Raw genomic sequence first — 25,077 nt, forward strand, 5'->3', positions numbered from 1 at the left:
CGGAAGCCAGCCCTTGTAAGAAGTCAGCCTTTGGCCCGCAGCTCGCGGCGCAGCACCTTGCCTGTTGCCGTCATCGGCAGCGTCTCCGTGAATTCGACGAAGCGCGGATATTCGTGCGCGGCGAGCTGCACCTTGACGAAGTCCTGAATCTCGCGCGCGAGCGTGTCGCTGCCGGCAAAGCCCGGACGCAGCACGATCCAGGCCTTGATCGATTCGGTGCGGATCGGATCGGGAATGCCGACCACCGCAGCCATGGCCACCGACGGATGTTTCATCAGCGTGTGCTCGATCTCGGAGGGGCCGACGCGATAGCCGGCGGTGGTGATGACGTCGTCCTCGCGGCTGACGTACCAGAAATAGCCGTCCTCGTCCTGCACGCCGAGATCGCCGGTGAGCAGGAAGTCGCCGGCATATTTCTTCGCGGTCGCCTCCGGATTGCGCCAATATTCGAGCATGGTGACGGGGCACGGCTGGCGCACGCCGATGATGCCGCGCTGCCCCCGCGGCAATTCCTCGCCCTTGTCGTTGACGATGCGGACATCGAAGCCCGGCGTCGCCTTGCCCATCGAACCCGGGCGGATCGGAAACAGGTTCGCGTTGCTGCCGATCACGAGGTTGCACTCGGTCTGGCCGAACACCTCATGCGCGTCGACACCAAACGTCTCGCGCACCCAGCCGAGCAATTCACCCCCGAGCGATTCGCCGCCGGTGAAGATGCTGCGCAGCTTGACGCCGGAATGCTTGACGCCGGCCTGCCGCATCAGCTTCAGCGCCGTCGGCGGCAGGAAGACGTTGCGGACGGCAAGATCGGCCATCATCTGCATCGCCGCCTGCGGCTCGAATTTCCGCGCGCGATGGCCGACCAAGGGAATGCCGTGGTACCAGAACGCGAGCAGGCCGTTGATGAGCCCGCCGATCCAGGCCCAATCCGCCGGCGTCCACATGAGATCGCCGGGCTTGGGCAAGAAGTTGTGGCACATCTCCACGTTCGGCAGATGGCCGAGCACGACACGATGCGCATGCAGCGCGCCCTTCGGGTTACCCGTCGTGCCCGAGGTGTAGATGATCAGGGCGGGATCGTCGGCTGAAGTGTCCGCGCGCGCGAAGTCCGGCGAAGCGGCTTTCACCGCATCCCAGAACGATTTGGTGCCGGCGGGCACGCGCGCGCCAACGATGTAGACGTTGCTCAGCTCCGGCAGGCGATCGCGAATCTTCGCCAGCTTTTCCCAGCCGGCTGCGTCGGTGACGATCGCCCTGGCTTGCGAATTCGACAGACGGAATTCCAGCGCGTCCTCGCCGAACAGGGCGAACAGCGGGATCGAGATCAGGGCCGAGCGAAACGCCGCCATGTGCACGATCGGCAATTCTAGCGACTGCGACAGGAACACCGCGACGCGGTCGCCGCGGACAAGCCCGTCCGTCCTCAGCACATTGGCGAAGCGGCGCGACATCTCCGCGATCTCGTCGAAGGTGGTGCGGCTGGTGGCGCCGGTGTCGTCGACATAGATCAGCGCAAGCCGGCCGGTGCCGTCGGCATGGCGATCGCAGCACGCCTCCGCGATGTTGAAGCGCGCGGGGATATCCCAACGGAAGTTGCGGACGAGTTCGTCGTAGCTTGCGGCTTCGGTGAGCATGGGCTTGGTCGTCTTCCCGGTGTCTTGTTGTTATGACCCAGTCTAAAGCTGTGAGTGCTCGGAACAAGAGCCCCGCGACGTCATTCCGGGGCGACGCGTCAGCGTCGAGCCCGGAATCCATTGCGCAGCGTTTGCTGCGGCCCGATGGATTCCGGGTTCGCCCTACGAGCGCCCCGGAATGGCGGCGTCGTTAGCGCACGTCGCAAAAAACTTCCGGACATCGCGCACGAACAGCTCCGGCTGCTCGAAGGCGGCGAAGTGACCGCCCTTCTCCATCTCGCTCCAATGCGTGATGTCATGGAAGTTCGGCTCCATCCAGCGCCGCACCGGCGTGACGATCTCCTTGGGGAACACCGCGACACCCGTCGGCACCTTCACCACCGGCGTGGTGCGGCGCTTGCCAAAGCTCTCCCAATAGAGCCGCGCCGACGAGGTCGCCGTCTGCGTCGCCCAATAGAGCATGACGTTGTCGAGCAGCTCGTCCTTGCTGAAGATGTTTTCGGGGTGGCCATTGCAATCGGTCCAGGCCCAGAATTTTTCCAGGATCCAGGCCGCCTGGCCGCTCGGCGAATCCGTCAGGCCATAGCCGAGCGTCTGCGGCCGCGTCGACTGCTGCTTGGAATAGCCGGAGTCGAGATCGGCGTAGTGCTTGAGGCCGGCCAGCGCCCGCTTCTCCTCTGGCGTCGGCTCGCCCTCGACCTTCGGTGCCGCGTTGAAGGCGAGCGTGATGTGGATGCCGGCGCAATGAGTGGGGTCCTGCGCTCCGAGCGAGGTCGTCACCGCCGAGCCCCAGTCGCCGCCTTGCGCGCCATAACGCGCGTAGCCCAGGCGGTCCATCAGCTTGGCCCAGGTCGCGGCAATGCGATCGACGCCCCAGCCGGTGGTCCCCGGCTTGCCCGAGAAGCCGAAGCCAGGCAGCGAGGGGCAGATCACGTGAAAGGCATCGGCGGGATTGCCGCCATGCGCGGCGGGATCGGTGAGCGGCGCGATCACCTTCTGGAACTCGACGATGGAGCCGGGCCAGCCGTGGGTAATGATCAACGGAAGCGCCGACGGCTCCTTCGCGCGCGCATGAATGAAGTGGATGTCGAGGCCGTCGATCTCCGTGGTGAACTGCGCAAAGCGATTGAGCTTTGCCTCGCGCGAGCGCCAGTCATACTCGTTGGCCCAATAGGTGCAGATCTCCTGGATCCATTTCAGCGGCGCGCCCTGGCTCCAGTCGTCGACCAGCTCGGCCTCCGGCCAGCGCGTGCGGGCGAGGCGTGACTTCAGGTCGGCGAGGACGTCGTCGCTGATGGCGATGCGAAACGGCTTGATGACGGTCATCGGTTGCCTCCCTTGTTCTTCTTGTCATTCCGGGGCGCGCGTAGCGCGAGCCCGGAATCCATTTCGCAACGGAGTTGGTGGCCCGATGGATTCCGGGTTCGACCCTTCGCGTCGCCCCGGAATGACGACTTAGCCCGACAGCGCCGCCTTCACCAAGCCGCTGGCTTTACCAAAATCCATCTGTCCTGCGTACTTCGCGCGCAGCGCGGCGATCACCTTGCCCATGTCCTTCATGCCGCCCGCACCCGTCTCGGCGATCGCATCCGCGATCGCCTTCTTCACGTCGTCATCGGACATCTGCTTCGGCAGATACGCCGAGATCACCGCGATCTCCTCGCGCTCCTGCGCGGCAAGCTCGGCGCGGCCGCCCTTGTCGTAGAGCTCGACCGCCTCCTGACGCTGCTTGATCATCTTCTGCAGCACCGCGAGGATGTCGGCGTCCGACAGCGGCGGCTTGCCGCTGCCGCGCGCGTCGATGTCGGCGTTCTTGATGGTCGAGTTGACCATGCGCAGCGTGGACAGCTTGCGCTCGTCCTTGGCCTTCATGGCCTCCTTGACCGCATTGTTGATGTCGTCGCGCAGCATGATCGTGATCCCTTCGATATAAACGCCTGATCTAGGCCCTTTGCGGCCGTCGCACAACCTGGCTCCCCAGCCATTCGGTCAGCGCATGCACCGTCGCCTCCGGCTGTTCGGCTTGCGGCAGGTGCCCGCAGCGATCGAGGATCACGAGCCTGGCGCCGGCGATCCCCTCGGCAATTTCCTTGGAGAAGGCGTTGGGGATGGTGTTGTCGGCATCGCCCGTCAGCACCAGCGTCGGGCATGTGATCGTCGCCAGCAAGGGCCGCGAATCCGTCCGTGCGATGATCGCGCTCTGCTGCCGCAGATAGCCTTCGACGCCGACGTCCTCGTCCTGCGCATGCACGAGCCTGAGAATCTCGGCATCGTCGCGCCGCGACGGATGCACGAGCTCCGGAAAACTCTCCTCGCGCACGGCGCGCAGCTCGCCGCGTCTGGCGCGCTCCATCTGAGCGCGGCGGCGCGCGGTGGCCTCCGGCGAGTCGGGCCGCGCCTGCGTGTTGATCAGCGCGAGTTTTGTCACGCGCTCGCTGGCCTGGCGCATGATCTCGAAGGCGATGTAGCCACCCATGGAATGGCCGGCGAGGGCGAAGCGCGGCGGCGCCTCGGCGAGGATGCGGCGGGCGATCGCAACCATGCTGTCGTCGCGGATGTGGTTGGCGACCGTCACCGGCCCGAAACGCCAGAGCGCAGGGATCACGGGCGCATAGATCCGGGCCGAGGACGCCAGCCCCGGAACCAGCACAATGGGGGTGGTCTGGTCCATTATTGCCTCGCAAGCCCAGGAAATTGCCGGAAATTGTGCGTCCGAGCTTAAGGGTGGGAGGAGGCCTGTCAAATATGCAAAAACGCATGTGAATCGGCCCTCTCTCGCTTTGACGTGCACACGCGGGGGGCTTATGAAGCGGGCTCATGACACAACATGACAACGATCCCGCCTGGCCGGACCACAAACCGACCGCGCTCCTCGTGCTTGCCGACGGCACGGTGCTGGAGGGCTTTGGTCTCGGCGCCGAGGGCCACGCCGTCGGCGAGGTCTGCTTCAACACCGCAATGACCGGCTATGAGGAGATCCTGACCGATCCCTCCTATGCCGGCCAGCTCATCACCTTCACCTTCCCGCATATCGGCAATGTCGGCACCAATGAGGACGACATCGAGACGGTGAACATGGCCGCGACGCCCGGCGCGCGCGGCGTGATCCTGCGCACCGCGATCACCAATCCCTCGAACTACCGCGCCACCAAGCATCTCGATGCCTGGCTCAAGGCCCGCGGCATCATCGGCCTCTCCGGCATCGACACCCGCGCGCTGACCGCGCTGATCCGCTCCAAGGGCATGCCGAACGCCGTGATCGCGCACTCGAAGTCTGGCGAGTTCGATTTGCACGGCCTCAAGGAAGAGGCGCGCGAATGGCCGGGCCTCGAGGGCATGGACCTCGTGCCGATGGTGACGAGCGGCCAGCGCTTCACCTGGGACGAGATGCCCTGGGCCTGGGACAAGGGCTTCGGCCGCCAGGACAAGCCCGAGTTCAACGTCGTCGCCATCGACTACGGCATCAAGCGCAACATCCTGCGCCTGCTCGCCGGTGTCGGCTGCAAGGTGACGGTGGTGCCGGCGACGACCCCCGCCGAAGACATCCTGGCGTTGAAGCCGGACGGCGTGTTCCTGTCCAACGGTCCGGGCGATCCGGCCGCGACCGGCAAATATGCCGTGCCCGTGATCCGCGACGTGATCAAGTCGGGCACGCCGACCTTCGGCATCTGCCTTGGCCACCAGATGCTGGGCCTTGCCGTCGGCGCCAAGACCAAGAAGATGCATCAGGGCCATCACGGGGCCAATCACCCGGTGAAGGACGAGACCACCGGCAAGGTCGAGATCACCTCGATGAACCACGGCTTTGCCGTGGACGAGACGACGCTGCCGAAGGGCGCGACGCAGACCCACATTTCCTTGTTTGATGGATCCAACTGCGGCATCCAGCTCGACGGCAAGCCGGTATTCTCCGTGCAATATCATCCCGAGGCCTCACCCGGCCCGCGCGACTCGCATTACCTGTTCCAGCGCTTCGCCGACCTGATGCGGCAGAGGAAGAGGGCGTAAGGCGCGTTCTCCACGGATACTTCACGACAAAAGCCCGGGCTCGCCCCGGGCTTTTCGTCATTCCGGGGCGCGCGTAGCGCGAGCCCGGAATCCATCTGACAACAGACTTTGCAGTGTCATGGATTCTATGATGCGCAATTGCGCATCATAGCTCGACGCTGCGCGTCGCCCCGGAATGACGGTGGAACGAGGAACGTCGCCGCACGCGTTTGGTTGATCCCTGCTATTCTTGCGCAGGAGCACAGCCATGTCCGTCGTCCGCGACAAGGCCGAGCCGCTCGCCATTGTTTTCGAGGATGACGGGCTCGTGCCGAACAACATCCTTCCGTTCCTGGTCTACCAGGGCGCGGTGAAGCTCGACCCAAAGCGTCCGGAAGAGACCATCGAGAATCTGTTCGAAGCGAACGGCTGGGGCGGGACGTGGCGCAACGGCGTCTACGATTATCTGCATTATCATGCGACGGTGCATGAGGTGCTCGGCGTCGCGCGCGGCAGCGCCCGCGTGCGTTTCGGCGGCGATCACGGCCAGGAGCTTCAGATCAAGGCCGGCGACGTTGCGATCCTGCCCGCCGGCACCGGACATCAATGCATCAAAGCGAGCGATGATTTTTGCGTGATCGGCGCCTATCCGCCAGGCGCAAAAATGGAGATCACGCGCGCAACGCCGGAGAACCATGCGAAAGCGCTGAAGACGATTCCGCAAGTGGCGCTGCCGCCGGCTGATCCCGTGACGGGGAAGGACGGCGCGCTGATGCGGTTGTGGCGGTAGCCACACGCGTGGTGCAGTAGGGTGGGTTAGCCAAAGGCGTAACCCACCTCTTCTGTTTCCGCGGACAGAGACAGTGGTGGGTTACGCCTTGCAGATGCGCTTCGCGCTTCTGCGAGGCTAACCCACCCTACGCATCCCGTTACGCCTCGTTGCCGCCCTCCTGCCTCGTCGCTTCAAACAGGAACCAGGTCCGCCGCTCGGTCTCGTCGATGAAGTTCTCCAAAATGCTGGCGCTGGCGACGTCGCCGGCCTCGTCGCACACGTCGTGCGCCTTGCGCATCGCGGCAGCGACGTGCTTGTTGTCCTGCATCAGCTCGCGCAGCATCTCGCGCGGCGGGACGTAGTCCTCGTTGTTGTCCTTGATGGTCTGGAGCTTTGCGACCTGGCCGATCGACTTCAGCGTGGTGCCGCCGATCTTGCGGACGCGCTCGGCGAGCTGGTCGGTCGTGGCGAAGATCTGGTCGGACTGCTCGTCGAGCAGCAGGTGGTAATCGCGGAAGTGGCGCCCGCTGATGTGCCAGTGAAAATTCTTGGTCTTCAGATAAAGCGCGAACGCGTCGGCCAGAAGCACGTTGAGCGCCTCAGAGACTTTCTTGACCCCGTCGGGTGACAGATCCGTGGGGGTATCGAGTTCGGGCGAGACCTTGTTGTTGGTTTTGCTCACGGGAGACCTTCCTGTTAGGACGCGGACATTGACGGCGCGCCGCCGCACCCCTAACGCAAGGTGGGCAGCGCGGTTCCTAGATAGGAACCCCTGGGCGGGATACCAATGGACGATTGGATCGATTATTACGACTCGACGCATACGATCTATGTCAGCAAGCTGCATCGCGACTTGCACTTCCAGATCATTGCGCGGGACATCATCGGCTACATCCCCTCGCCCGATGCGACGGTGCTGGACTATGCCTGCGGCGAAGCGCTGTCGGCGAGCCAGGTGGCGGCCGCCTGCGGCATGCTGGTCCTGGCCGAGCCCGCGCCGGGCGTGCGCGGCCGGCTGATCGCGCGGTTTGCCCCAAACACCAAGATCCGCGTCCGCTCGCTCGAGGACGTCCGCAAGATGCAGGATCAGTCGATCGATCTCGTCGTGATGAACTCGGTCGCACAATACATGACGCCGGACGAGCTCGATGCGGCGCTATTGAACATCCGCCGCATCCTGAAACCCTCCGGCAAGCTGGTGCTGGGCGACATTCTACAGCCCAATGTCGGCATGGTCAGGGATGTGATGGCGCTGCTCGGGTTCGGCCTGCGTCACGGATTTCTGAAGGACGCGCTGATCGGGCTGATCAGCACCGCGCTGTCGGATTATCGCCAGCTGCGCTCGAAGATCGGACTGCAGCGCTACAGCGAGGACGAGATCACGGCCAAGCTGAAGGCGGCGGGCTTCACGGTCCAGCGCGCCCACAGCAATATCGGGCACAACCGCTGGCGCATGTCCTTCATCGCGAGGCCGCCTCTGGTCCGTTAAGCATAACGATCAGCTGAGGTGGCCTGGCGCACGCCGATCGGGAATAATCCTGATGGCCCGGTGGCGGAAATGTCTACGCGGGGGCGGTGCATCGCTCTTCATCCTGGTTCAAATCCAGGCCGGGTCTCCACGCTTCGCCCCTGCGGGTCTTGCGTGGCGCAGCCACGCAAGACCCGAAGGGGCGAAGCGTGTCCGGCGTAGCTGGAGCCTAGCGGAAGCGGAGACGGACTGCCCGCCCGCCCCGACGATGCCGGCAACGCACCGTCAAACCCCTGAAAATTGGCGGTTGATGGGCGTTTTTCGGGGTTTCGCCGCTCCAAAAACTGGTTTAAGACCCACCCGCGCGCGAGGGAGACCCCGCGCTCTCGCCAAATGGGGACGCGCGGCAAGCGCGCCCTTTTTTTGTGCCCAGATCCCAGCCCGTGAGCGGTGATGCCCAAACGAACCGACATCTCGACCATCCTCATCATCGGCGCCGGTCCCATCGTGATCGGCCAGGCCTGCGAGTTCGACTATTCGGGCACGCAGGCGGTGAAGACGCTGAAGGAAGAGGGCTATCGCATCGTCCTCGTCAATTCCAACCCGGCCACCATCATGACCGATCCGGAATTGGCGGATGCGACCTATATCGAGCCGATCACGCCCGAGATCGTCGCCAAGATCATCGAGAAGGAACGTCAAGTCGTCCCCGGCGGCTTCGCGCTGCTGCCGACCATGGGCGGCCAGACCGCGCTGAACTGCGCGCTGTCGCTGCGCCGCCAGGGCACGCTGGAGAAGTTCGACGTCGAGATGATCGGCGCCACCGCCGATGCCATCGACAAGGCGGAAGACCGCCAGCTCTTCCGCGAGGCCATGACCAAGATCGGGCTCGAGACGCCGAAGTCTCGGCTCGCCAACGCCTCCGAGCTGAAGAAGTCGTTCCGCGAGAAATACCAGGCCGAACGCGCAAAGCTGTCGGGCGCCGCGCTCGAAGAGCTCGACCGGCAGTGGACGCTCGGCGAGAGCGAGCGTCGCAAGCGCTACCAGGAATACGCCTTCGGCCAGGCCATGATGGCGCTGTCCGAGATCGGCCTGCCCGCGATCATCCGCCCCTCCTTCACGATGGGCGGCACGGGCGGCGGCATCGCCTACAACAAGGAAGAGTTCCTCGACATCATCGAGCGCGGCCTTGACGCGTCTCCCACCAACGAAGTGCTGATCGAGGAATCCGTGCTCGGCTGGAAAGAGTATGAGATGGAGGTGGTGCGCGACAAGAAAGACAATTGCATCATCGTCTGCTCGATCGAGAACCTCGATCCCATGGGCGTGCACACCGGCGATTCCATCACGGTCGCGCCGGCGCTGACGCTGACCGACAAGGAATACCAGATCATGCGCGACGCCTCGCTGGCGGTGCTGCGCGAGATCGGGGTCGAGACCGGCGGCTCCAACGTTCAGTTCGGCGTCAATCCCGAAGACGGCCGCATGGTCGTCATCGAGATGAATCCGCGCGTGTCGCGCTCCTCCGCGCTGGCCTCGAAAGCCACCGGCTTTCCGATCGCCAAGGTCGCCGCCAAGCTCGCGGTCGGCTACACGCTCGACGAGATCGCCAATGACATCACCGGCGGTGCCACGCCGGCGTCATTCGAGCCGACCATCGACTACGTCGTCACCAAGGTGCCGCGTTTTGCCTTCGAGAAATTCCCGGGCGCCTCGACCACGCTGACCACCTCGATGAAATCGGTCGGCGAGGTCATGGCGATCGGCCGCACCTTCCAGGAAAGCCTGCAAAAGGCGCTGCGCGGGCTCGAGACGGGATTGACCGGCCTCGACGAGATCGAGATCGAGGGCCTCGGCCGCGACGACGACAAGAACGCGATCCGCGCCGCGCTCGGCACTCCGACGCCGAACCGCATCCTCCAGGTCGCCCAGGCCATGCGGCTCGGCTGGTCGAACGAGGACATCTTCAACTCCTGCAAGATCGATCCGTGGTTCCTCGCCGAGATGCGTGGCATCGTCGAGATGGAGGAGAAGGTCAGGAAGAACGGCCTGCCTGGCAACGCCTTCGGCATGCGCACGCTGAAGGCCATGGGCTTCTCCGACGCGCGGCTCGCCGTGCTGGCCGAGACGACGGAGGCCGAAGTCAAGGCGAAGCGCCACGCGCTCGGCGTCCACCCGGTGTACAAGCGCATCGACACCTGCGCGGCCGAGTTCGCCTCGCCCACCGCCTACATGTACTCGACCTATGAGGCGCCGTTCGCCGGCCTGCCCGCGGACGAGAGCGCGCCGTCCGACAAGAAGAAGGTCATCATTCTCGGCGGCGGTCCCAACCGCATCGGCCAGGGCATCGAGTTCGACTATTGCTGCTGTCACGCCTGCTTCGCGCTGCACGACGCCGGCTACGAATCCATCATGGTCAACTGCAATCCGGAGACGGTGTCGACCGACTACGACACAGCCGACCGGCTCTATTTCGAGCCGCTCACCGCCGAGGACGTGCTGGAGATCATCGCCAAGGAGCGCAGCAACGGCACGCTGCACGGCGTGATCGTGCAGTTCGGCGGCCAGACGCCGCTGAAGCTGGCGCGCGCGCTGGAAGCCGCCGAAGTGCCGATTCTCGGCACCTCACCCGACGCCATCGACCTCGCCGAGGACCGCGACCGCTTCAAGCGCGTGCTCGACAAGCTGCGCCTCAAGCAACCGAAGAACGGCATCGCCTATTCGGTCGAGCAGGCCCGCCTCGTCTCCGCCGATCTCGGCCTGCCGCTGGTGGTGCGCCCGTCCTACGTGCTCGGCGGCCGTGCGATGCAGATCATCCGCGAGGAGAACCAGCTCAATGATTATCTGCTCGGCACGCTGCCGGAGCTGGTGCCGGCCGATGTCAAGGCGCGCTATCCGAACGACAAGACCGGGCAGATCAACACCGTGCTCGGCAAGAACCCGCTGCTGTTCGACCGCTATCTGTCGGACGCCACGGAAATCGACGTCGACTGCCTGTGCGACGGCAAGGACACCTTCATCGTCGGCATCATGGAGCACATCGAGGAAGCCGGCATCCATTCCGGCGACAGCGCCTGCTCGCTGCCGCCGCACTCGCTCGATGCGGAAATGATCGAGGAGCTGGAGCGGCAGACCCGCGAGCTCGCGCTCGGCCTCGACGTCATTGGCCTGATGAACGTGCAATACGCCATCAAGGACGGCGAGATCTACGTGCTCGAGGTCAATCCGCGTGCCTCGCGCACCGTGCCGTTCGTCGCCAAGGTGGTCGGCACGCCGGTCGCCAAGATCGCCGCGCGCATCATGGCCGGCGAGAAGCTTGCCGATTTCAAGCTGAAGAAGGCGGCGCTCAAGCACGTCGGCGTCAAGGAATCGGTCTTCCCGTTCGCACGCTTCCCCGGCGTCGACACTGTGCTCGGCCCCGAGATGCGCTCGACCGGCGAGGTCATGGGAATCGACCGCTCGTTTGCGGTCGCCTTCGCCAAGAGTCAGCTCGGCGGCGGCACGCGGGTGCCGCCTAAGGGCACTGTGTTCGTCTCGGTGCGCGAAAGCGACAAGACGCGCATCGCGGATGCCGTGCGCGAATTGCATTCGCTCGGCTTCAAGGTGCTGGCGACCTCGGGCACGGCGCGCTTCCTGACCGACCAGGGCATCCCGACCGAGAAGGTGAACAAGGTGCTGGAAGGGCGGCCGCACATCGTCGATGCCATCACCAATGGCGACGTCCAGCTCGTCTTCAACACCACCGAAGGCCCGCAGGCGCTGGCCGACAGCCGCTCGCTGCGGCGCGCGGCCCTCTTGCATAAAGTGCCATATTACACCACTCTTTCCGGGGCCGTGGCGGCCGCGCAGGGCATCCGCGCCTATTTGGGTGGGGACCTTGAGGTTCGTACCCTGCAGAGCTACTTTTCGGAAACCTGATCGCTAGCGGCAGCGAAGCTTCCGCTAAGTGATTGGCAATGAAGCCACAATGGCCGGAGGAACCGATCCGGCCAGGTGGCAGTTCTGTTCCGGCGCTAAAGCCCATATCTGTCAAGGTCCGGCAGCCCCTCTTTGGGCTCTGGAGGACTGACGAATCAAGGTTGCGGCGCCCATCCGCATTCTGGGGCGCACGATCGAAGGACGAGAGAGACGATGGAAAAGGTTCCGATGACCCAGGCCGGCTTTGTCGCGCTCGGGGAAGAATTGAAGCAGCGCCAGTCCGTGGACCGTCCGCGGATCATCGAGCATATCGCGGAGGCGCGCTCGCACGGAGACCTGTCGGAGAACGCGGAATATCATGCCGCGAAGGAAGAGCAGTCGCACAATGAGGGTCGCATCGCCGAGCTCGAGGACAAGCTCGCGCGCGCCGACATCATCGACATCTCCAAGCTCTCCGGCGACACCATCAAGTTCGGCGCCACCGTGACGCTGGTCGATGAGGACACCGAGAAGAAGACGGTGTGGCAGATCGTCGGCGAGGTCGAGGCGGACGCCAAGAAGGGCCGGATCTCGATCACCTCGCCGCTCGCACGCGCATTGATCGGCAAGAAGAAGGGCGCCACGGTCGAGGTCAACACGCCGGGCGGCGCCAAGGCGTACGAGATCACCAAGGTGGAGTGGCGGTAAGGATTTGCCGCTGCGTCTGCTGACGTTTCGAAAAGGCCGCGCAGTGCGCGGCCTTTTTGGCGTGTTGCTGGAGTTGTGGCGGACACACGTTCTCACCACACGTCATTGCGAGCGGAGCGAAGCAATCCAGACTGCCTCTGCGGAAAGACACTGGATTGCTTCGCTCCGCTCGCAATGACGGAGAGGACCGTGGACTGGTCTTCACCTCTCCCCGTAAGAACGGGGAGAGGGAAAAGACCCTACCGTCGTCCCTTCACCTCGAGCGGCACGGCCGCCTCGTACTTCGAATTGTGCAGCACCAATGACGTGCGCACGTTGCGGACATGCGGTGCCGCCGTCAGATGCGTGACGAAATCCTGGAAAGTCGCCATGTCGGGTGCGACGCATTTCAGGATGAAATCGACCTCGCCGGACAGCATCCAGCATTCCCGCACCAGGGGCTCGGCGCGGACGAACTCCTCGAACGCGCGCAAATCCGCTTCGGCCTGGCTGGACAGGTGCACGGCGGCGAAAACGGTGACGTCGAAGCCCAGCTTGCGTGCGTCCAGGAGGCCGCGATAGCCGTGGATGTAACCCTCCTCCTCCAGCGCCCGGACGCGGCGCAGACAGGGGGGCGGCGAGATGCCGACGCGCTTGGCCAGTTCGACATTGGTGATTCGACCGTCGGCCTGAATCTCGGTGAGAATTTTCAGGTCGATCTCGTCTAGGTTCCGCGACACGTGATTGGAACTCCTGGCCTTTGCGGCGGTATTGGGTGGACTTGTCGAAATCCTCATAGCCCAATCCGCACCGCCGGCGCAATTTTATTGCGCGTGCAGCGCAATCGACTTTTGTTCCCTGTTGGAAAAATCCGCCGATAGGGAATGCAATTCTTGCATGGCTCGCCAGATTGCTTAGATTAGCTCTGATATTTCAGCGCCTCCGCTAGGCCTCCCGGCACATTCCGCGCCCGCGCTGCAAATCCCCCGTGAAAGGCGTCCATCGAAATGTCCGCTCCTGTTCATGCAAAGGTCGTCATCATCGGCTCCGGCCCGGCTGGCTACACCGCCGCGATCTACGCCGCGCGCGCGATGCTTGAGCCGATCCTGATCCAAGGCATCCAGCCCGGCGGCCAGCTCACCATCACGACCGACGTCGAGAACTATCCAGGCTTCGCCGACGTGATCCAGGGCCCCTGGCTGATGGAGCAGATGGAGAAGCAGGCGGTCCATGTCGGCACCAAGATCGTCTCCGACCTGGTGACCAAGCTGGAGACGGCGCAGCGGCCGTTCCGCCTCACCTGCGATTCTGGCGACGTCTATCTCGCCGAGACCGTGATCCTGGCCACCGGCGCGCAGGCGCGCTGGCTCGGGCTGCCGTCGGAAGCCAAGTTCCAGGGCGGCGGCGTGTCGGCCTGCGCCACCTGCGACGGCTTCTTCTACCGTGGCAAGGAGGTGATCGTGGTCGGCGGCGGTAACACCGCGGTCGAGGAAGCACTGTACCTCACCAACCATGCCTCGCAGGTCACGATCGTACATCGTCGCGATCATTTCCGGGCCGAGCGCATCCTGCAGGAGCGCCTGTTCAAGCACCCGAAGATCAAGGTGATCTGGGACGCCGCCGTCGACGAGATCTGCGGCACCGAGAACCCCAACAAGGTCACCCATGTCCGGCTCAAGAACGTCAAGACCGGCGCGCTCACGGACGTCAAGGCCGACGGCATCTTCATCGCCATCGGGCATGCGCCCGCGACCCAGCTGGTCAAGGATCAGGTCAAGCTGAAACCCTCCGGCTATATCGAGGTCGCCCCGAACTCGACCGCGACCTCGGTGCCCGGCCTATTCGCCGCCGGCGACGTCGCCGACGAAACCTATCGCCAGGCCGTGACGGCCGCCGGCCTCGGCTGCATGGCCGCACTCGAAGCCGAACGTTTCTTGGCCCTTCGCGCCAGCGAGCGCGCGGCAGCGGAATAGAATCATGCCCCGAACACGCGACGGATTTACGGATATGGACTGGGACAAGCTGAAGGTGTTTCACGCCGCGGCGGAAGCGGGCAGCTTCACGCATGCGGGCGAGCAGCTCGGCCTGTCGCAATCGGCGGTGTCGCGCCAGGTCTCGGCGCTGGAGCAGGAGCTCTCGGTCTCGCTGTTCCACCGCCACGCCCGCGGCCTGATCCTTACCGAGCAGGGCGACCTGTTGTTCCGCACGGCGCATGACGTGTTCATGCAGCTGCAGGCGGCGCGCGCCAAGCTGACCGACAGCCGCGAACGGCCGAGCGGCGATCTCAAGATCACCACCACGCCCGGCGTCGGCATCAACTGGCTGATCCCGCGGCTCGGCGAGTTCACCGCGCTCTATCCGGAGATCCGCATCTCGCTGATCGTCACCGACGAGGAGCTCGATCTGTCGATGCGCGAGGCTGACGTCGCGATCCGCACCCGCAAGCCGACGCAGCCGGATCTGATCCAGCGCAAGCTGTTCGCGATGGGCTTCCACGCCTATTGCTCGCCGGAATACATCAAGCGCTTCGGCACGCCGCGCACGCTGGAGGAGCTCGACTCCCACCGCATCATCACGCTCTCGGACGGCAACTTCGCGCCGCACCTGCAGAACCGCAACTGGCTGATCGAAGCCGGGCGCAACGGCTCGGGTCCGCGCGAAGCCTACTTCAAGGTCAACAACATCCTTGGTCTCGTGCGCGCCTGCGCGCAGGGCCTCGGCATCGCCGCCCTGCCCGATTACCTGGTCGAGGAGCAGAGCAAGCTCGTGCAGCTGTTCGGCGAGTCGGACTCGATCCAGCTCGACACCTACTTCGTCTATCCCGAGGAGTTGAAGACGGTCGCGCGCGTGCAGGTGTTCCGTGACTTCGTGGTGAGCAAGGCGCAACGCTGGCCGTCCTGATTTCCGCATGACTGACATGCGGCCTCGGCTGTTGCTGCAAGGCACTCGGCAAGCCCATAATGTTTGCACGCTGAGCCTTCGCGTTGCGCATTTGTCCCCCTCCTCCAGTGGCGCGGGAGTTCAGTAATCCCTCTTGGAAGGTGATTGTGTCGGCCTCACGTGGCCAATACCTAAGCCGGGCCTTCGGGTCCGGCTTTTTTTCGTCAAAATGTGCTTCGCTCTCCGCGTGTGTTGACAGTTCCGCGCATACCCCGCATCATTCGCCCATGATCACGAAGTCGTGCGCAATCGTTTCGAAAAAAGGCCCCCATCCCGGGGCCTCGGAACATTGCGCGCGCTAAGCTGACTTCGTCATCGCGAGCCAATCCCGAAAACCCCGCCGCCTGGACGGGGTTTTTTCATGTGCCCTCCGTCTCAGGCATTTTTCCCGAGAAGGAGATGGAAACATGACCGCACTACGAGATCACTTGCACGGGCTGTGGCTGCCGCTGGTGACGCCGTTCCAGGACGGCACGCTGGACGAGAGGTCGCTGCGGCGGCTGACCCGGCACTACGGCGCGCACGGCATCGACGGCCTCATCCTGGGCGCGACCTCCGGTGAAGGCATGACGCTGCGCGCGACCGAGCTCGAACGTCTCGTCGCCGTGGTGCGCGACGAGATGGCGACCGCCGGCCGCAACCTGCCGATCTGCCTCGGACTGTCGGGCGCGGACACCTCGCGTCTGCAGGAGCGCCTCGACGAGACCGCGGACTGGCCGATCGACGGTTACCTGATCGCCAGCCCCTATTATGTGCGGCCGTCGCAGCGCGGCCTGCTGGCGCATTTCGAGGCGCTCGCCGACCACGCGGCATGGCCGATCGCGCTCTACAACATTCCCTATCGCTGCGCCGTCAACATCACCAACCAGACCATGCTGCGCCTTGCCGAGCACAAGAACATCGTCGGCCTGAAGGATTGCGGCGCGAGCCGGGAGCAATCGATCGCGCTCTTGCGCGACCGGCCGAAGGGCTTTCGCGTGCTCACCGGCGAGGACGCCAATTTCTTCGAGGCGCTCAGTGACGGCGCCGACGGCGGCATCGTGCTCTCAGCCCATGTCGAGACCGCAACGTTTGCGGCAATCTATAGCGAGCACAAGCGCGGCAACCACGATGCGGCGCTGGCGCGCTGGCACGAGATCGCCGAGCTGACGCGGCTGTTGTTCGCCGAGCCGAGCCCCGCGCCGGCGAAGTACTGGCTGTGGCGATCCGGCCTGATCGACAGCCCGGAGGTGCGCCTGCCGATGGTGGAAGTGAGCAGCGAGCTCGCGGCAACGATCGATCGCGAGATCGAGCGACGGATGACGATCGCGGCGTAGTTTTCTCTCCGTGCACGCTGCTCTTCCTTCTCCCCCTGTGGGAGAAGGTGGCGCGAAGCGCCGGATGAGGGGTTTTCTCCAAGCGCAAGACTGTTTGTGTGGAGACAGACCCCTCACCCGTCTCGCCGCTCTGCGGCGAGCCACCCTCTCCCACAAGGGGAGAGGGTGAAGCGTGCCCGTTTGGTTAACCGCGCCCCAACGGCCTTCGCAGCTGCCGCAATCCGTATCCACGTCTCGTTTACGTGACTGCGCCTATCGTTCTGTCCAAAGTTACCGAAGGGGAAATGACCATGGGGTATCGCACCCGGCCTACGGCCGCGAGCCAGTTCGCGCCCGCCGATCTCTTGAAGGGAATTCTCGTCGTCTCGTCGTTCGGGTTCTGGGCCGTGATGCTCGGCCTGATGCCGGTGCTGCTGTTTCGCGTCTGGCTGGTCGGCTGAAGCTGCGCGCGCGGGATGGTTAATCCGTGGTAGCACCTGTGTTCAAAATGCACGGGCAGATGCGATCCGGATCTTAAAACATCGCTGCTATCACTGACGTCCATAAGCGAAGAAATCGCGGGGGCGTTTGTGAATAGTCAGAATGAAATGGCGTCGCATTTCGACGCCGAACAGCAGGGCTTTACCACCGAGGACATTCTCTGGGCCGTCGGCATCTGGTCGGTGATCCTGACTCTGTCGCCGGTCATCGTGTTCTACATGCTGATGGTGGCGTGAGCGAAATCAGAAACGCAAAACGCGCGGACTTCCGCGCGTTTTTCGCCGTTCGACATGATCAATGAAAATTAAGCTGCCTGCTTGTGCATTGCGCCGGAGGCCGACGCGGTGCCGCGGATAGCCTTCACCGAACGCTCGATCGCCGCCCACAGCCTTGCGATTTCCTGAGCCGCACGGCTCTCGGCCTGATATTCGCGCGCGCCTTCGCCGTGGCTGAGCGCCATCAACAAATCCGAACGATTGGTGATCTGGCCGCCCCACACCGGAGCGCGGAATTTCGCCAGTGCTTCGCGGGCGATGGTCACGATCGGGCTTTCGGCTTCGTCGCGCTTGGCCGGGGCACCGTTGAGCACGACCGCGTAGGGCTTGCGCGCGGCGCGACACATCTGGATGGTTTCCTGCACGGCGTTGACGTCGAACACGCCGGGACGCGCCGGGATGACCACCATGGTGGCGTTCTTGATCGCGTCGTCGACGACGGCCGACAGGTTCGGCGGCGTGTCGATCAACACCCATTCATAACCGTCGCGCTTGGCCGCGGAGACGATGCCGCTGACGGAGTTGACGGCAGCCTTGATCGGCGGCTCGTTGGTGCCGCGCAGCTTGTGCCACAGCGTCAGGGAGCCCTGCGGATCGGCGTCAACCAGCATGACCTGCTTGCTCGCCTTGATCTGCGCGGCGAGATGCGCGGCGAGGGTACTCTTGCCCGAACCGCCTTTACGTGATGCAAAAACAATAACGTTCATACCTTCCGCCTCCAGATTGACCCCAGGCCGCGAAAATGAATCAGCGCGCTGATTCGTGAAAGAAAAATTTGTAGAAGGTTTTGCCGCCGTCACGAAATAACAAGGCGTGTTGGCTTTTGAGTCACACTGAGTGCTGTGACGTCACGCACAAATCGCAGCAGAACGCACCGCGCTGCGGGAATCGTGCATTTTGGCAGCGAGCGGGAAAAAGCGGAATGCAACCCTGCCGCGCAAATCCTCGGGGCTTTTCGCTGGTGCCGTCGCTTTCAGCAGCCCCTGCCCGGTATTGCGCGAACAAAACGAGTCCAGTGGCTGTCGCCTAGCTGATGCCGCGGCTGGCGCAGCCGGTCGCGCGCCGTGCAGCCTGGTCGGGTTTCAAAACAGGAACGAGCCTTGGCTGAAGCTCAGCCTTGGCTGGATTTCTTCTTGGGCGCCGGCTTGGCGGTCTTCTTCGCAGCCTTGGGCGCGATCTGGGTCGGCTTGCCGGCGCGCTGCTCGCGCGGCGCCGGTCCGCGGCGGAAGAACACCGCGCATTGCGGCGAGAGCTGCGCCTTCTTCTTGATCATGCAGGCGGTGATGGCATCGACGTTCGGGACGAACTCACCGCACAGCCGCATCGCGTCCGGCGTGCAGGCCTGCTGCTCCTCCTGGGTGTAGGCGAAACCGGCGCGCGGCAGCGCCAGGATGGCCAGGGCAAGCGCGAGGCTTGCAACGGCCACGGGCTTTGCAAAGGACTTGAAGCGAAACGCCGGCATCGATCCCCCCCATCACGAGTCAGCGCGAATAGTGGGTGAACGGCGGTTCGTTGGCAACCGAGGGCAAGTGCGAAAGCCGGCACGTGTGCGCTCTCGGCAACAGGTCAGGAGCCCCGGCAGTTCCGGGAAACGAAACGAAGGCGCCGTTGTCGGCCCCAAACCAAAAGTGCGAAAACAACCCCATGCACAGTAGCCAAGTCATTGCAAACACTCAGGTCGCCAAATTTTAGGATTTTTCGAAGCCAAATTTGACTTGTCGGGCAAAACAGGGGCATCATGTCACCCTCAAGAAGATGCGCGTGGGGTGGCCGGCCTGTCTCCTGCGCTGGTCGAAAAGCGCACACGAGGAGGACAATGACATGACGGGGAATGAAGCGGAGCTGCCGCTGTCGGGTGTGACGGTGGTTTCGCTGGAGCAGGCGATCGCGGCGCCGCTGGCGAGCCGGCACCTCGCCGATTGGGGCGCGCGGGTGATCAAGATCGAGCGGCCGGGCAGCGGCGATTTCTGCCGCGACTACGATCACGTGATGAATGGCATGTCGAGCCAGTTCGTCTGGACCAACCGTTCCAAGGAAAGCTTTGCGATCGACATCAAGAGCCCCGAGGGCCGCAAGGTGCTCGACGCCCTGCTGCCGCGCACCGACGTGTTCATCCAGAATCTCGCGCCGGGCGCGGCGGAGCGGCTCGGCCTCGATGCCGCATCGCTGCTGCGCAAATATCCGCGCCTGATCGCCTGCGACGTCTCCGGCTATGGCACTGATGGCCCCTACAGCGACAAGAAGGCCTATGATCTCTTGGTGCAGTGCGAGGCCGGCGTGCTCGCCATCAACGGCACCGAGGCGGAGCCGGCCAAGGTGGGGCTATCCGTCGTCGATATCGCCACCGGCATGTACATCCTGAACGGCGTGCTGATGGCGCTATATCGGCGCGAACGGACCGGCAAGGGCACGGCGTTCCAGGCCTCGCTGTTCGATTCCATCACGGACTGGATGAGCTATCCCGCCTTCTACACGATGAGTACCGGCCGGCCGCTGCCGCGCACCGGTGCCAAGCACGCGACGATCGCGCCTTACGGCCCGTTCCGCGTCGGCGACGGCAACACGATCTTTTTCGGCATCCAGAACGATCGGGAATGGCGCTCGCTGTGCCGCATCGTGCTTGATGATGCCGACCTTGCCGACGACCCGCGCTTCCGCACCAATCCGCTGCGCATGCAGAACCGCGACGAGCTGCAGGCGCATATCGAGCAGCGCTTTGCATTGATGACCAGCGAGGAAGTGCTGCGGCTGCTGGACGAAGCCGCGATTGCCAACGCGCACCTGAACTCGGTCGAGGCTTTCCTGCAACATGAGCAGCTGCATGCGCGAGACCGGGTGCAGAGCGTGGGATCGCCCTGCGGGCCGGTGATGAGCTTCCTGCCCGCACTCACCATTCCCGACGTGACGCCGCGGATGGATCCGGTGCCTGATGTGGGCGAGCACAACGCGTCGATCCTCGGCGAACTCGGCCTCGTTAAGGGAACGTGAGAATGGCCTCGCAGCGCCCGACGCGGGCTTATCTCGCCGTTCCCGCGCATCGCGCCCGTGTCGTCGCCAAGGCGGCGGCATCATCGGCGGACGCGGTGTTCATGGATCTCGAAGACGCCGTGCCGCCCGCGGAGAAGGGCGTTGCGCTGACGGAAGCCGCCCGCGCGCTGTCCTCGCTCGACTGGGGCAGCAAGCACGTCGCGGTCAGGCTCAATGCCGTCGACAGCCCGTTCATCGCAGAGGAGATCCGCAGCTTGGCGGCCCTGCCCCGGCTGGATGCTTTGATCGTGCCGAAGGCGGAGCGGGTGAGTGACATCGTTGCCATCGCCGATCAGCTGCACGCGGCCGCGCCGGATCGCGCCGCGCCTGTTACGCTCGAGCTGCTGATCGAGACCGCGCTCGGTCTCGTCAATGTCGACGCGCTCGCCGCGTGCAACGACAGCGTGGCCGCGCTGCATCTCGGTGTCGGCGACCTCGCAGCCTCGCTCGGCGCCCGCACCTCCGACATCGGCATCTCGCCGGATGGCTACCGCCATGTCGGATCAGCGCAAAGCGGCTACGCGTCCGCCCCGCTCGACCTGTTCGCCTATCCGATGATGCGCCTGCTGGTCGCCGCTCGCGCGTGCGGCCTGCGCGCGATCGACGGCCCCTGCGGCGCATTCCGCGATGCTGGGCTGACCGAGGCCAGCGCGCAAAAGGCCGCTGCGATGGGCTTTGACGGCAAGCAGGTGATCCACCCCGACCAGATCGAGCCGACGCTGCGGGCGTTCACGCCGTCGGCCGAGGAGCTGGCCCAGGCGCGGCGGGTGGTCGAGGCCATGGAGCAAGCCGAGGCGCAGGGCCAGGGCGCGGTGACGCTGGACGGCAAGATGATCGACTATGCCAATGTGCGCATGGCGCGGAGGATCATTGGGTTGGGGTCGTAGCGCTCGGAGGCTGAGATGCCTGCGGCGCATCCTTCGAGACGCCCGCTTCGCGGGCCCTCAGGATGAGGACGGACTGCGTGGCAGCAGTTTCGCGGGCACCGCTGCCGCTGATCCTCACCCTGAGGAGACCGCCACCGGGTCCGCGCGAAGCGTGGCCCGATGACAGGCTCCGCTGTCGTCTCGAAGGGCGAGGCGCTGGGCACGCCGCGCGCGGCGGTGGCGCTCGTGGTGGCGTTGCTGGTTCTCGCGCGGTCGCGTCCAAGCCACGACCAAGGCAAGCGGGCGACGCCGCGCGGCCTCGGATAGCATTGCCTCGATCAGCGCAGACCCAGGAACGAGAGCACCGCACCAATCACGACGACCAGCCCGATGATATAGATGATACCGTTCATGGCTCAGCTCCTCAGCGTTGTCTGTCCTGCCGCTGCTACAAACAGGCGGGAGCCTGAAAGGTTCGCCGGTACATCTCGCCATTTTCTGTCAGACGCGGGGAACGAAAATGTACCATCTGCTCCGCCGCGCCGGGGGCCGTGCCACTTCCAGATGATTTTGCCTTTGCACGCGAAGGTCGCTAGTCTCTCCTGATACGTTCAGGGAGGGGAATATGGCACAACGCGAAGAAATGCTCGCAGTGGTCCGGCGCGCCTATGCCGCACGCGACAATGATGATGCCGAGGGTCTGGTCGCCGCTTTTGATCCCAAGGGTCTGTTCACCTTGATGGGGGACAAGAATGCACTCGAATTGACGGGAAGCGTGGAGGGACACCCAAGCCTGCGTGGTGCCTTCAGCAAATTGATCGAAGACTTCGGTTTCGAAGGCCGCGAGATCCTGGCTGAGCTGGTTGACGGAGATAGGATCGCCATCCATTCCCGCGTCGACGTTCGATATCGTCCGACCGGAAAGGCGGTCAGCACCGAGATCCTGGACCTGTTCAGATTTCAGGACGGCAAGATCGTCGAGTTGATCGAGTTCGCGGATACGGCGCAGGTCAAGGCGATGATTTCCTGACGGACGCTGAGATGGATTGAAGCGCCCTCGCGCTAGGCCAGAAGATGAATGTCAGTCGGCTCCGGGTCTGCGCCCGCTGCCGTCAACATCGCGTGGACCTGACCTCGGTGGTGGGTTTGGTGATTGAAGAGTTGAACAGCAACCAGCGTCTTTGGCTTCTCGATCCGAGTTGAACCGTCTCCTGGATACCAAACAAGCATCCCGTTCAGGTCTGCGTCGCGCAATCGCGCTGACCACGCTTCGATTTCCTCGTTCCGTTGCAAGCGGAGCGCCTTGAAGGCCTCCCAATCCGAGGGATTTGCGAGGGAGTGCTTGATGGTTTCCTCCGGACGCGCGTTCCCTTCAGCCGCTCCAGTATCAAGGCATCAGCCCAATAAAGATGGTTCAACGTAGCTGCAATCGACTGGAAGAACGCCCCCCGATCCTTCCAGCGATCCTCGTGGGTCAGCCGGTCGGCGGCAGCTACCAAAGAGGCGTTCTGCCAAGTGTTGTAGCGGGCCATAAGCCGGCAATAGTCGGCTGAGATCATTTTCTCGAGCTCCAAGATTGGCGATGTTGGCTGACCGCGCGGCCAAGCTGCTGGAGCTGGAGGCGGAGCTGCTCGCTCGCGAGCGCGACGAGGAGGCGCTGATAGAACTCGCCGAAGAGCAAGGGGCAGCCATCGCTCGCCGGCTGGATGCGGACCCGCGCGCGGTACTCGGCATCGCAATAGCGCGCGCCAAGAAGCCGAAGCCGGAGCGCGTCAAAGCAGCTTAGGGAATAGCCTCCCGATTGCCGCTCTCTCGGGAGGTGGTCGCTCGGAGCGGGATCGGTCAGCTCTGAGCCATGGTCAAGTCGGTGGAGTGACCATGTTCATGAAGAACCCCCGACAGCCTGCAGCCAAAAGGTTTCCTTTCGCGCCTTGGCGTGGCAGGCAGAGCGAGCCGCTGCTTATTGTCCGGCGTCAGGCGGCGGCTCGCATTTCTTATCGGTCCACTAGCGATCGAAGTAGCCCGAGGACGAGTTCGCATCCAGAAGCCCGTCCAAACCATTGAAGAAGTGATCGACACCCTTCATAACATCGCGCATGTTCGCAAGATCGATAGCATAAGGCGGCAGCTTGATATCTGCCCCGCCCTTTGTTTCGGCATAGCGGAACGCGAATGAGCCGGGATCAATTCGGTCAAGCTCGCGGATGACGCTTTCGACCGCATTATCTGCCTCTTGATCGGTGTCCCCACCGACCTCGGCCATGACGATCTTTACCGCCTTCCAGAGGTCGGCGAGTCGGTGGTTCTTGTCGTACTCATTGATGGAGGCGAAGCGGCCATATCGATTGAGCGTCCACTTCATCGCGATTTCGATCCCGTGTCGGTAATTAAACAAGATCGGGTAGATCAGATAATGCCGCTGATCATGATCTTGGAGGCAGGCCTCGACGAGCTTCTCTCCGGCCAGCATATAGCCGGTCCAAAGGAAGGCCTCTCTGGAATACCTATCTTCGGCAAAATAAACTCCCTCGATAGGCCCGGAGGGCTTCAAGAGTCGGTCGCCCTTCTTAGGCCAGCGATAATCTGTTTCGTTGAGAAGCTCTTCAAACATTGGGGCAACTCCAAATCGGGGACCGGACTAGCCAGAGCTTCATGTCGCTTTTGAGGATCTCTTGTGGCCCGTGGAGAAAGCGCTCCCAGCTCTAGCGGCTCGACTCTTTGTTCTTGTTATGTTCTAATATCTGCCATGGGCAAAGAGCGGATGGCAGGCTGGCGGATGTATTCAAGAAAGCAAATTGACGAGCTGGCCGAGCGCGCTAGGCCGCAGCAGCGGAGGACGTCGGCGCCCGACCCGGCCCCCTCTGACCAGATCCCAGATGCCCTTTGGCAATCGCTGCTGGACGACCCGCGCGCGGCCGGAAAGCCCAAGGTGCCGATCCAGCAATGCCGCCTCGCCGATATCCAGCGCCATATGCTCCGCCTCGAATGCTCGCGCTGCTCTCGCATCGTGGAGATGCAGAAGGCGGAAGCCATCCGCTACTTCGGAGCCGACGCGATCTGGAAAAATGTTGGCCAGCGCTTGCTTGACCAGACTTGCACCATTCGCACCGGCCGCCATGAGGAAGATGGGTGCTGGCCGAACTGGAATAGCTAAAGCGGCACATCGGCATAGTGAGGCTCCCAAGGCAAAACGAAGTCAGCAACGAAGTTATGCTGCGGCCTCGGATACTTTCGTGCCATCGTTCGCATGACGTGTTCGAGGGCTTGCTCAGAAAGCGTCAGGCGCGCTTCGCTAAAAGCTGTGACATCGTCAGGCTCAAAATGCCGTTTGGTATTTTGAATGTGGACACGGTTCCTCAGCTTCCGCAAATCGTCTAATGCATCATAAAAATTGCTGTCTCCTTGTTCGAAAATATCGTGCTTCTTTGCACTCGCGATGTACTTTTCAAGTTCGTCAATCTTCTTGCCTCGAATATATTCGATCACTGCCATCTGAAAATTTGCGACCCCCTCGCTTGTGAAAGTCTGCACGCGCAAGTGAAGGTCATAAAGAATAGCTTCGATTATTGAGATGTTCGTGATGATGATTGGCTTTCGCAGATGCCTTCTCTGCAAATGACTTCCTGCAGCACGAAGGTCGTAAAGCGTCTTCAGTATTGCCAGATTGAAGCAGATATTGTCGCCAAGCTTGAAATTACCCATGAAGCTGCTGTTGATCGTGACCATGC

Annotated in this window: 26 protein-coding genes and 1 pseudogene; 16 read left to right on the plus strand and 11 right to left on the minus strand. The window is 63.4% G+C overall.

All coding sequences use genetic code 11. The features are described 5' to 3' along the window. Positions 1-23: 23 nt before the first annotated feature. The 4 genes from I6F16_RS28990 to I6F16_RS29005 form a co-directional block, all read right to left on the minus strand. Positions 24-1,634 (minus strand): acyl-CoA synthetase, encoded by a 1,611-nt coding sequence (locus I6F16_RS28990; RefSeq protein ID WP_225174194.1) that lies wholly within the window; start codon positions 1,632-1,634, stop codon positions 24-26. A 162-nt stretch (positions 1,635-1,796) separates the two neighbouring features. Beyond that, the gene (locus I6F16_RS28995; protein ID WP_225174195.1) at positions 1,797-2,960 is read right to left on the minus strand and encodes an epoxide hydrolase family protein; all 1,164 of its coding nucleotides are present in this window, start codon (positions 2,958-2,960) and stop codon (positions 1,797-1,799) included. Between the two features lie 129 nt (positions 2,961-3,089). Further along, positions 3,090-3,545 carry a GatB/YqeY domain-containing protein gene (locus tag I6F16_RS29000; RefSeq protein ID WP_225174196.1) on the minus strand — a complete coding sequence of 152 codons (456 nt, stop codon included), beginning with the start codon at positions 3,543-3,545 and terminating at the stop codon, positions 3,090-3,092. A 31-nt stretch (positions 3,546-3,576) separates the two neighbouring features. Then, positions 3,577-4,305 (minus strand): alpha/beta fold hydrolase, encoded by a 729-nt coding sequence (locus I6F16_RS29005; RefSeq protein WP_225174197.1) that lies wholly within the window; start codon positions 4,303-4,305, stop codon positions 3,577-3,579. Positions 4,306-4,451: 146 nt separating this feature from the next. On the opposite strand from I6F16_RS29005, the gene carA reads away from it, so the two are divergent. Further along, positions 4,452-5,642, plus strand: coding sequence for a glutamine-hydrolyzing carbamoyl-phosphate synthase small subunit (gene carA / locus I6F16_RS29010; protein WP_109145280.1), 1,191 nt, complete (start codon positions 4,452-4,454; stop codon positions 5,640-5,642). Between the two features lie 247 nt (positions 5,643-5,889). Next, the gene (locus tag I6F16_RS29015; RefSeq protein ID WP_225114077.1) at positions 5,890-6,411 is read left to right on the plus strand and encodes a cupin domain-containing protein; all 522 of its coding nucleotides are present in this window, start codon (positions 5,890-5,892) and stop codon (positions 6,409-6,411) included. Between the two features lie 139 nt (positions 6,412-6,550). Here the strand turns inward: I6F16_RS29015 and I6F16_RS29020 are convergent, their stop codons facing one another. Further along, positions 6,551-7,075, minus strand: a complete 525-nt coding sequence (locus tag I6F16_RS29020) for a DNA starvation/stationary phase protection protein (protein ID WP_036009542.1) — start codon at positions 7,073-7,075, stop codon at positions 6,551-6,553. 105 nt (positions 7,076-7,180) lie between these two features. Between I6F16_RS29020 and I6F16_RS29025 the strand changes: the two genes are divergently transcribed. The 3 genes from I6F16_RS29025 (at position 7,181) to greA (ending at position 12,466) form a co-directional block, all read left to right on the plus strand. Next, entirely contained in the window at positions 7,181-7,882 is a 702-nt protein-coding gene (locus tag I6F16_RS29025) for a class I SAM-dependent methyltransferase (protein WP_225174198.1), read from the plus strand. Between the two features lie 432 nt (positions 7,883-8,314). Next, positions 8,315-11,779 (plus strand): carbamoyl-phosphate synthase large subunit, encoded by a 3,465-nt coding sequence (carB, locus tag I6F16_RS29030; protein ID WP_225174199.1) that lies wholly within the window; start codon positions 8,315-8,317, stop codon positions 11,777-11,779. Positions 11,780-11,992: 213 nt separating this feature from the next. Next, positions 11,993-12,466 (plus strand): transcription elongation factor GreA, encoded by a 474-nt coding sequence (greA, locus tag I6F16_RS29035; protein WP_036009537.1) that lies wholly within the window; start codon positions 11,993-11,995, stop codon positions 12,464-12,466. A 239-nt stretch (positions 12,467-12,705) separates the two neighbouring features. Here the strand turns inward: greA and I6F16_RS29040 are convergent, their stop codons facing one another. After that, entirely contained in the window at positions 12,706-13,185 is a 480-nt protein-coding gene (locus tag I6F16_RS29040; RefSeq protein WP_008135853.1) for an Lrp/AsnC family transcriptional regulator, read from the minus strand. 267 nt (positions 13,186-13,452) lie between these two features. Here I6F16_RS29040 and trxB point away from each other — a divergent pair, with 267 nt between their 5' ends. The 5 genes from trxB to I6F16_RS38055 all read left to right on the plus strand — a co-directional run bounded on the left by trxB (position 13,453) and on the right by I6F16_RS38055 (position 17,417). Further along, positions 13,453-14,418, plus strand: coding sequence for a thioredoxin-disulfide reductase (gene trxB / locus I6F16_RS29045; RefSeq protein WP_225114079.1), 966 nt, complete (start codon positions 13,453-13,455; stop codon positions 14,416-14,418). A 4-nt stretch (positions 14,419-14,422) separates the two neighbouring features. Beyond that, complete coding sequence (locus I6F16_RS29050) at positions 14,423-15,346, plus strand: LysR family transcriptional regulator (RefSeq protein ID WP_025032176.1); 924 nt, start codon at positions 14,423-14,425, stop codon at positions 15,344-15,346. Positions 15,347-15,792: 446 nt separating this feature from the next. Beyond that, positions 15,793-16,701 carry a 4-hydroxy-tetrahydrodipicolinate synthase gene (dapA, locus tag I6F16_RS29055; RefSeq protein WP_225174200.1) on the plus strand — a complete coding sequence of 303 codons (909 nt, stop codon included), beginning with the start codon at positions 15,793-15,795 and terminating at the stop codon, positions 16,699-16,701. A 290-nt stretch (positions 16,702-16,991) separates the two neighbouring features. Then, the gene (locus I6F16_RS29060) at positions 16,992-17,141 is read left to right on the plus strand and encodes a hypothetical protein (RefSeq protein WP_167361666.1); all 150 of its coding nucleotides are present in this window, start codon (positions 16,992-16,994) and stop codon (positions 17,139-17,141) included. Positions 17,142-17,288: 147 nt separating this feature from the next. Further along, a complete protein-coding gene (locus tag I6F16_RS38055) occupies positions 17,289-17,417 on the plus strand; it encodes a hypothetical protein (RefSeq protein WP_276325991.1) in 129 nt (42 codons plus the stop codon). Positions 17,418-17,485: 68 nt separating this feature from the next. On the opposite strand, the gene I6F16_RS29065 is transcribed toward I6F16_RS38055, so the two are convergent. Further along, positions 17,486-18,163: a ParA family protein gene (locus I6F16_RS29065; RefSeq protein WP_025032179.1), complete on the minus strand. Its 678-nt coding sequence runs from the start codon at positions 18,161-18,163 to the stop codon at positions 17,486-17,488. Positions 18,164-18,567: 404 nt separating this feature from the next. Then, positions 18,568-18,918 carry a hypothetical protein gene (locus I6F16_RS29070; protein ID WP_225126779.1) on the minus strand — a complete coding sequence of 117 codons (351 nt, stop codon included), beginning with the start codon at positions 18,916-18,918 and terminating at the stop codon, positions 18,568-18,570. Between the two features lie 359 nt (positions 18,919-19,277). On the opposite strand from I6F16_RS29070, the gene I6F16_RS29075 reads away from it, so the two are divergent. From I6F16_RS29075 to I6F16_RS29090, 4 genes are all read left to right on the plus strand, one after another. Then, complete coding sequence (locus tag I6F16_RS29075) at positions 19,278-20,444, plus strand: CaiB/BaiF CoA-transferase family protein (RefSeq protein ID WP_225174201.1); 1,167 nt, start codon at positions 19,278-19,280, stop codon at positions 20,442-20,444. A 2-nt stretch (positions 20,445-20,446) separates the two neighbouring features. Further along, the gene (locus I6F16_RS29080) at positions 20,447-21,370 is read left to right on the plus strand and encodes a CoA ester lyase (RefSeq protein ID WP_225174202.1); all 924 of its coding nucleotides are present in this window, start codon (positions 20,447-20,449) and stop codon (positions 21,368-21,370) included. Between the two features lie 159 nt (positions 21,371-21,529). Continuing rightward, positions 21,530-21,676 carry a hypothetical protein gene (locus I6F16_RS29085; protein WP_157784037.1) on the plus strand — a complete coding sequence of 49 codons (147 nt, stop codon included), beginning with the start codon at positions 21,530-21,532 and terminating at the stop codon, positions 21,674-21,676. Positions 21,677-21,974: 298 nt separating this feature from the next. Continuing rightward, entirely contained in the window at positions 21,975-22,379 is a 405-nt protein-coding gene (locus I6F16_RS29090) for a nuclear transport factor 2 family protein (RefSeq protein ID WP_036009529.1), read from the plus strand. A gap of 32 nt (positions 22,380-22,411) precedes the next feature. On the opposite strand, the pseudogene I6F16_RS38245 reads toward I6F16_RS29090, so the two are convergent. Then, positions 22,412-22,908 (minus strand): annotated as a pseudogene (locus I6F16_RS38245) (DinB family protein). A 23-nt stretch (positions 22,909-22,931) separates the two neighbouring features. Between I6F16_RS38245 and I6F16_RS29100 the strand changes: the two are divergent. Next, complete coding sequence (locus tag I6F16_RS29100; protein WP_225174203.1) at positions 22,932-23,135, plus strand: hypothetical protein; 204 nt, start codon at positions 22,932-22,934, stop codon at positions 23,133-23,135. Positions 23,136-23,354: 219 nt separating this feature from the next. Here I6F16_RS29100 and I6F16_RS29105 read toward each other — a convergent pair whose 3' ends face one another. Then, the gene (locus tag I6F16_RS29105) at positions 23,355-23,960 is read right to left on the minus strand and encodes a hypothetical protein (RefSeq protein WP_225174204.1); all 606 of its coding nucleotides are present in this window, start codon (positions 23,958-23,960) and stop codon (positions 23,355-23,357) included. Positions 23,961-24,095: 135 nt separating this feature from the next. Here I6F16_RS29105 and I6F16_RS29110 point away from each other — a divergent pair, with 135 nt between their 5' ends. Continuing rightward, positions 24,096-24,503, plus strand: coding sequence for a hypothetical protein (locus I6F16_RS29110; RefSeq protein ID WP_225174205.1), 408 nt, complete (start codon positions 24,096-24,098; stop codon positions 24,501-24,503). On the opposite strand, the gene I6F16_RS29115 is transcribed toward I6F16_RS29110, so the two are convergent. After that, a complete protein-coding gene (locus I6F16_RS29115; protein WP_225174206.1) occupies positions 24,500-25,075 on the minus strand; it encodes a hypothetical protein in 576 nt (191 codons plus the stop codon). The genes I6F16_RS29110 and I6F16_RS29115 overlap by 4 nt on opposite strands. Positions 25,076-25,077: the final 2 nt, after the last annotated feature.

The sequence above is a fragment of the Bradyrhizobium sp. IC4060 genome, from assembly GCF_020193715.1.
GTDB classification, from domain to species: Bacteria; Pseudomonadota; Alphaproteobacteria; order Rhizobiales; family Xanthobacteraceae; genus Bradyrhizobium; species Bradyrhizobium yuanmingense.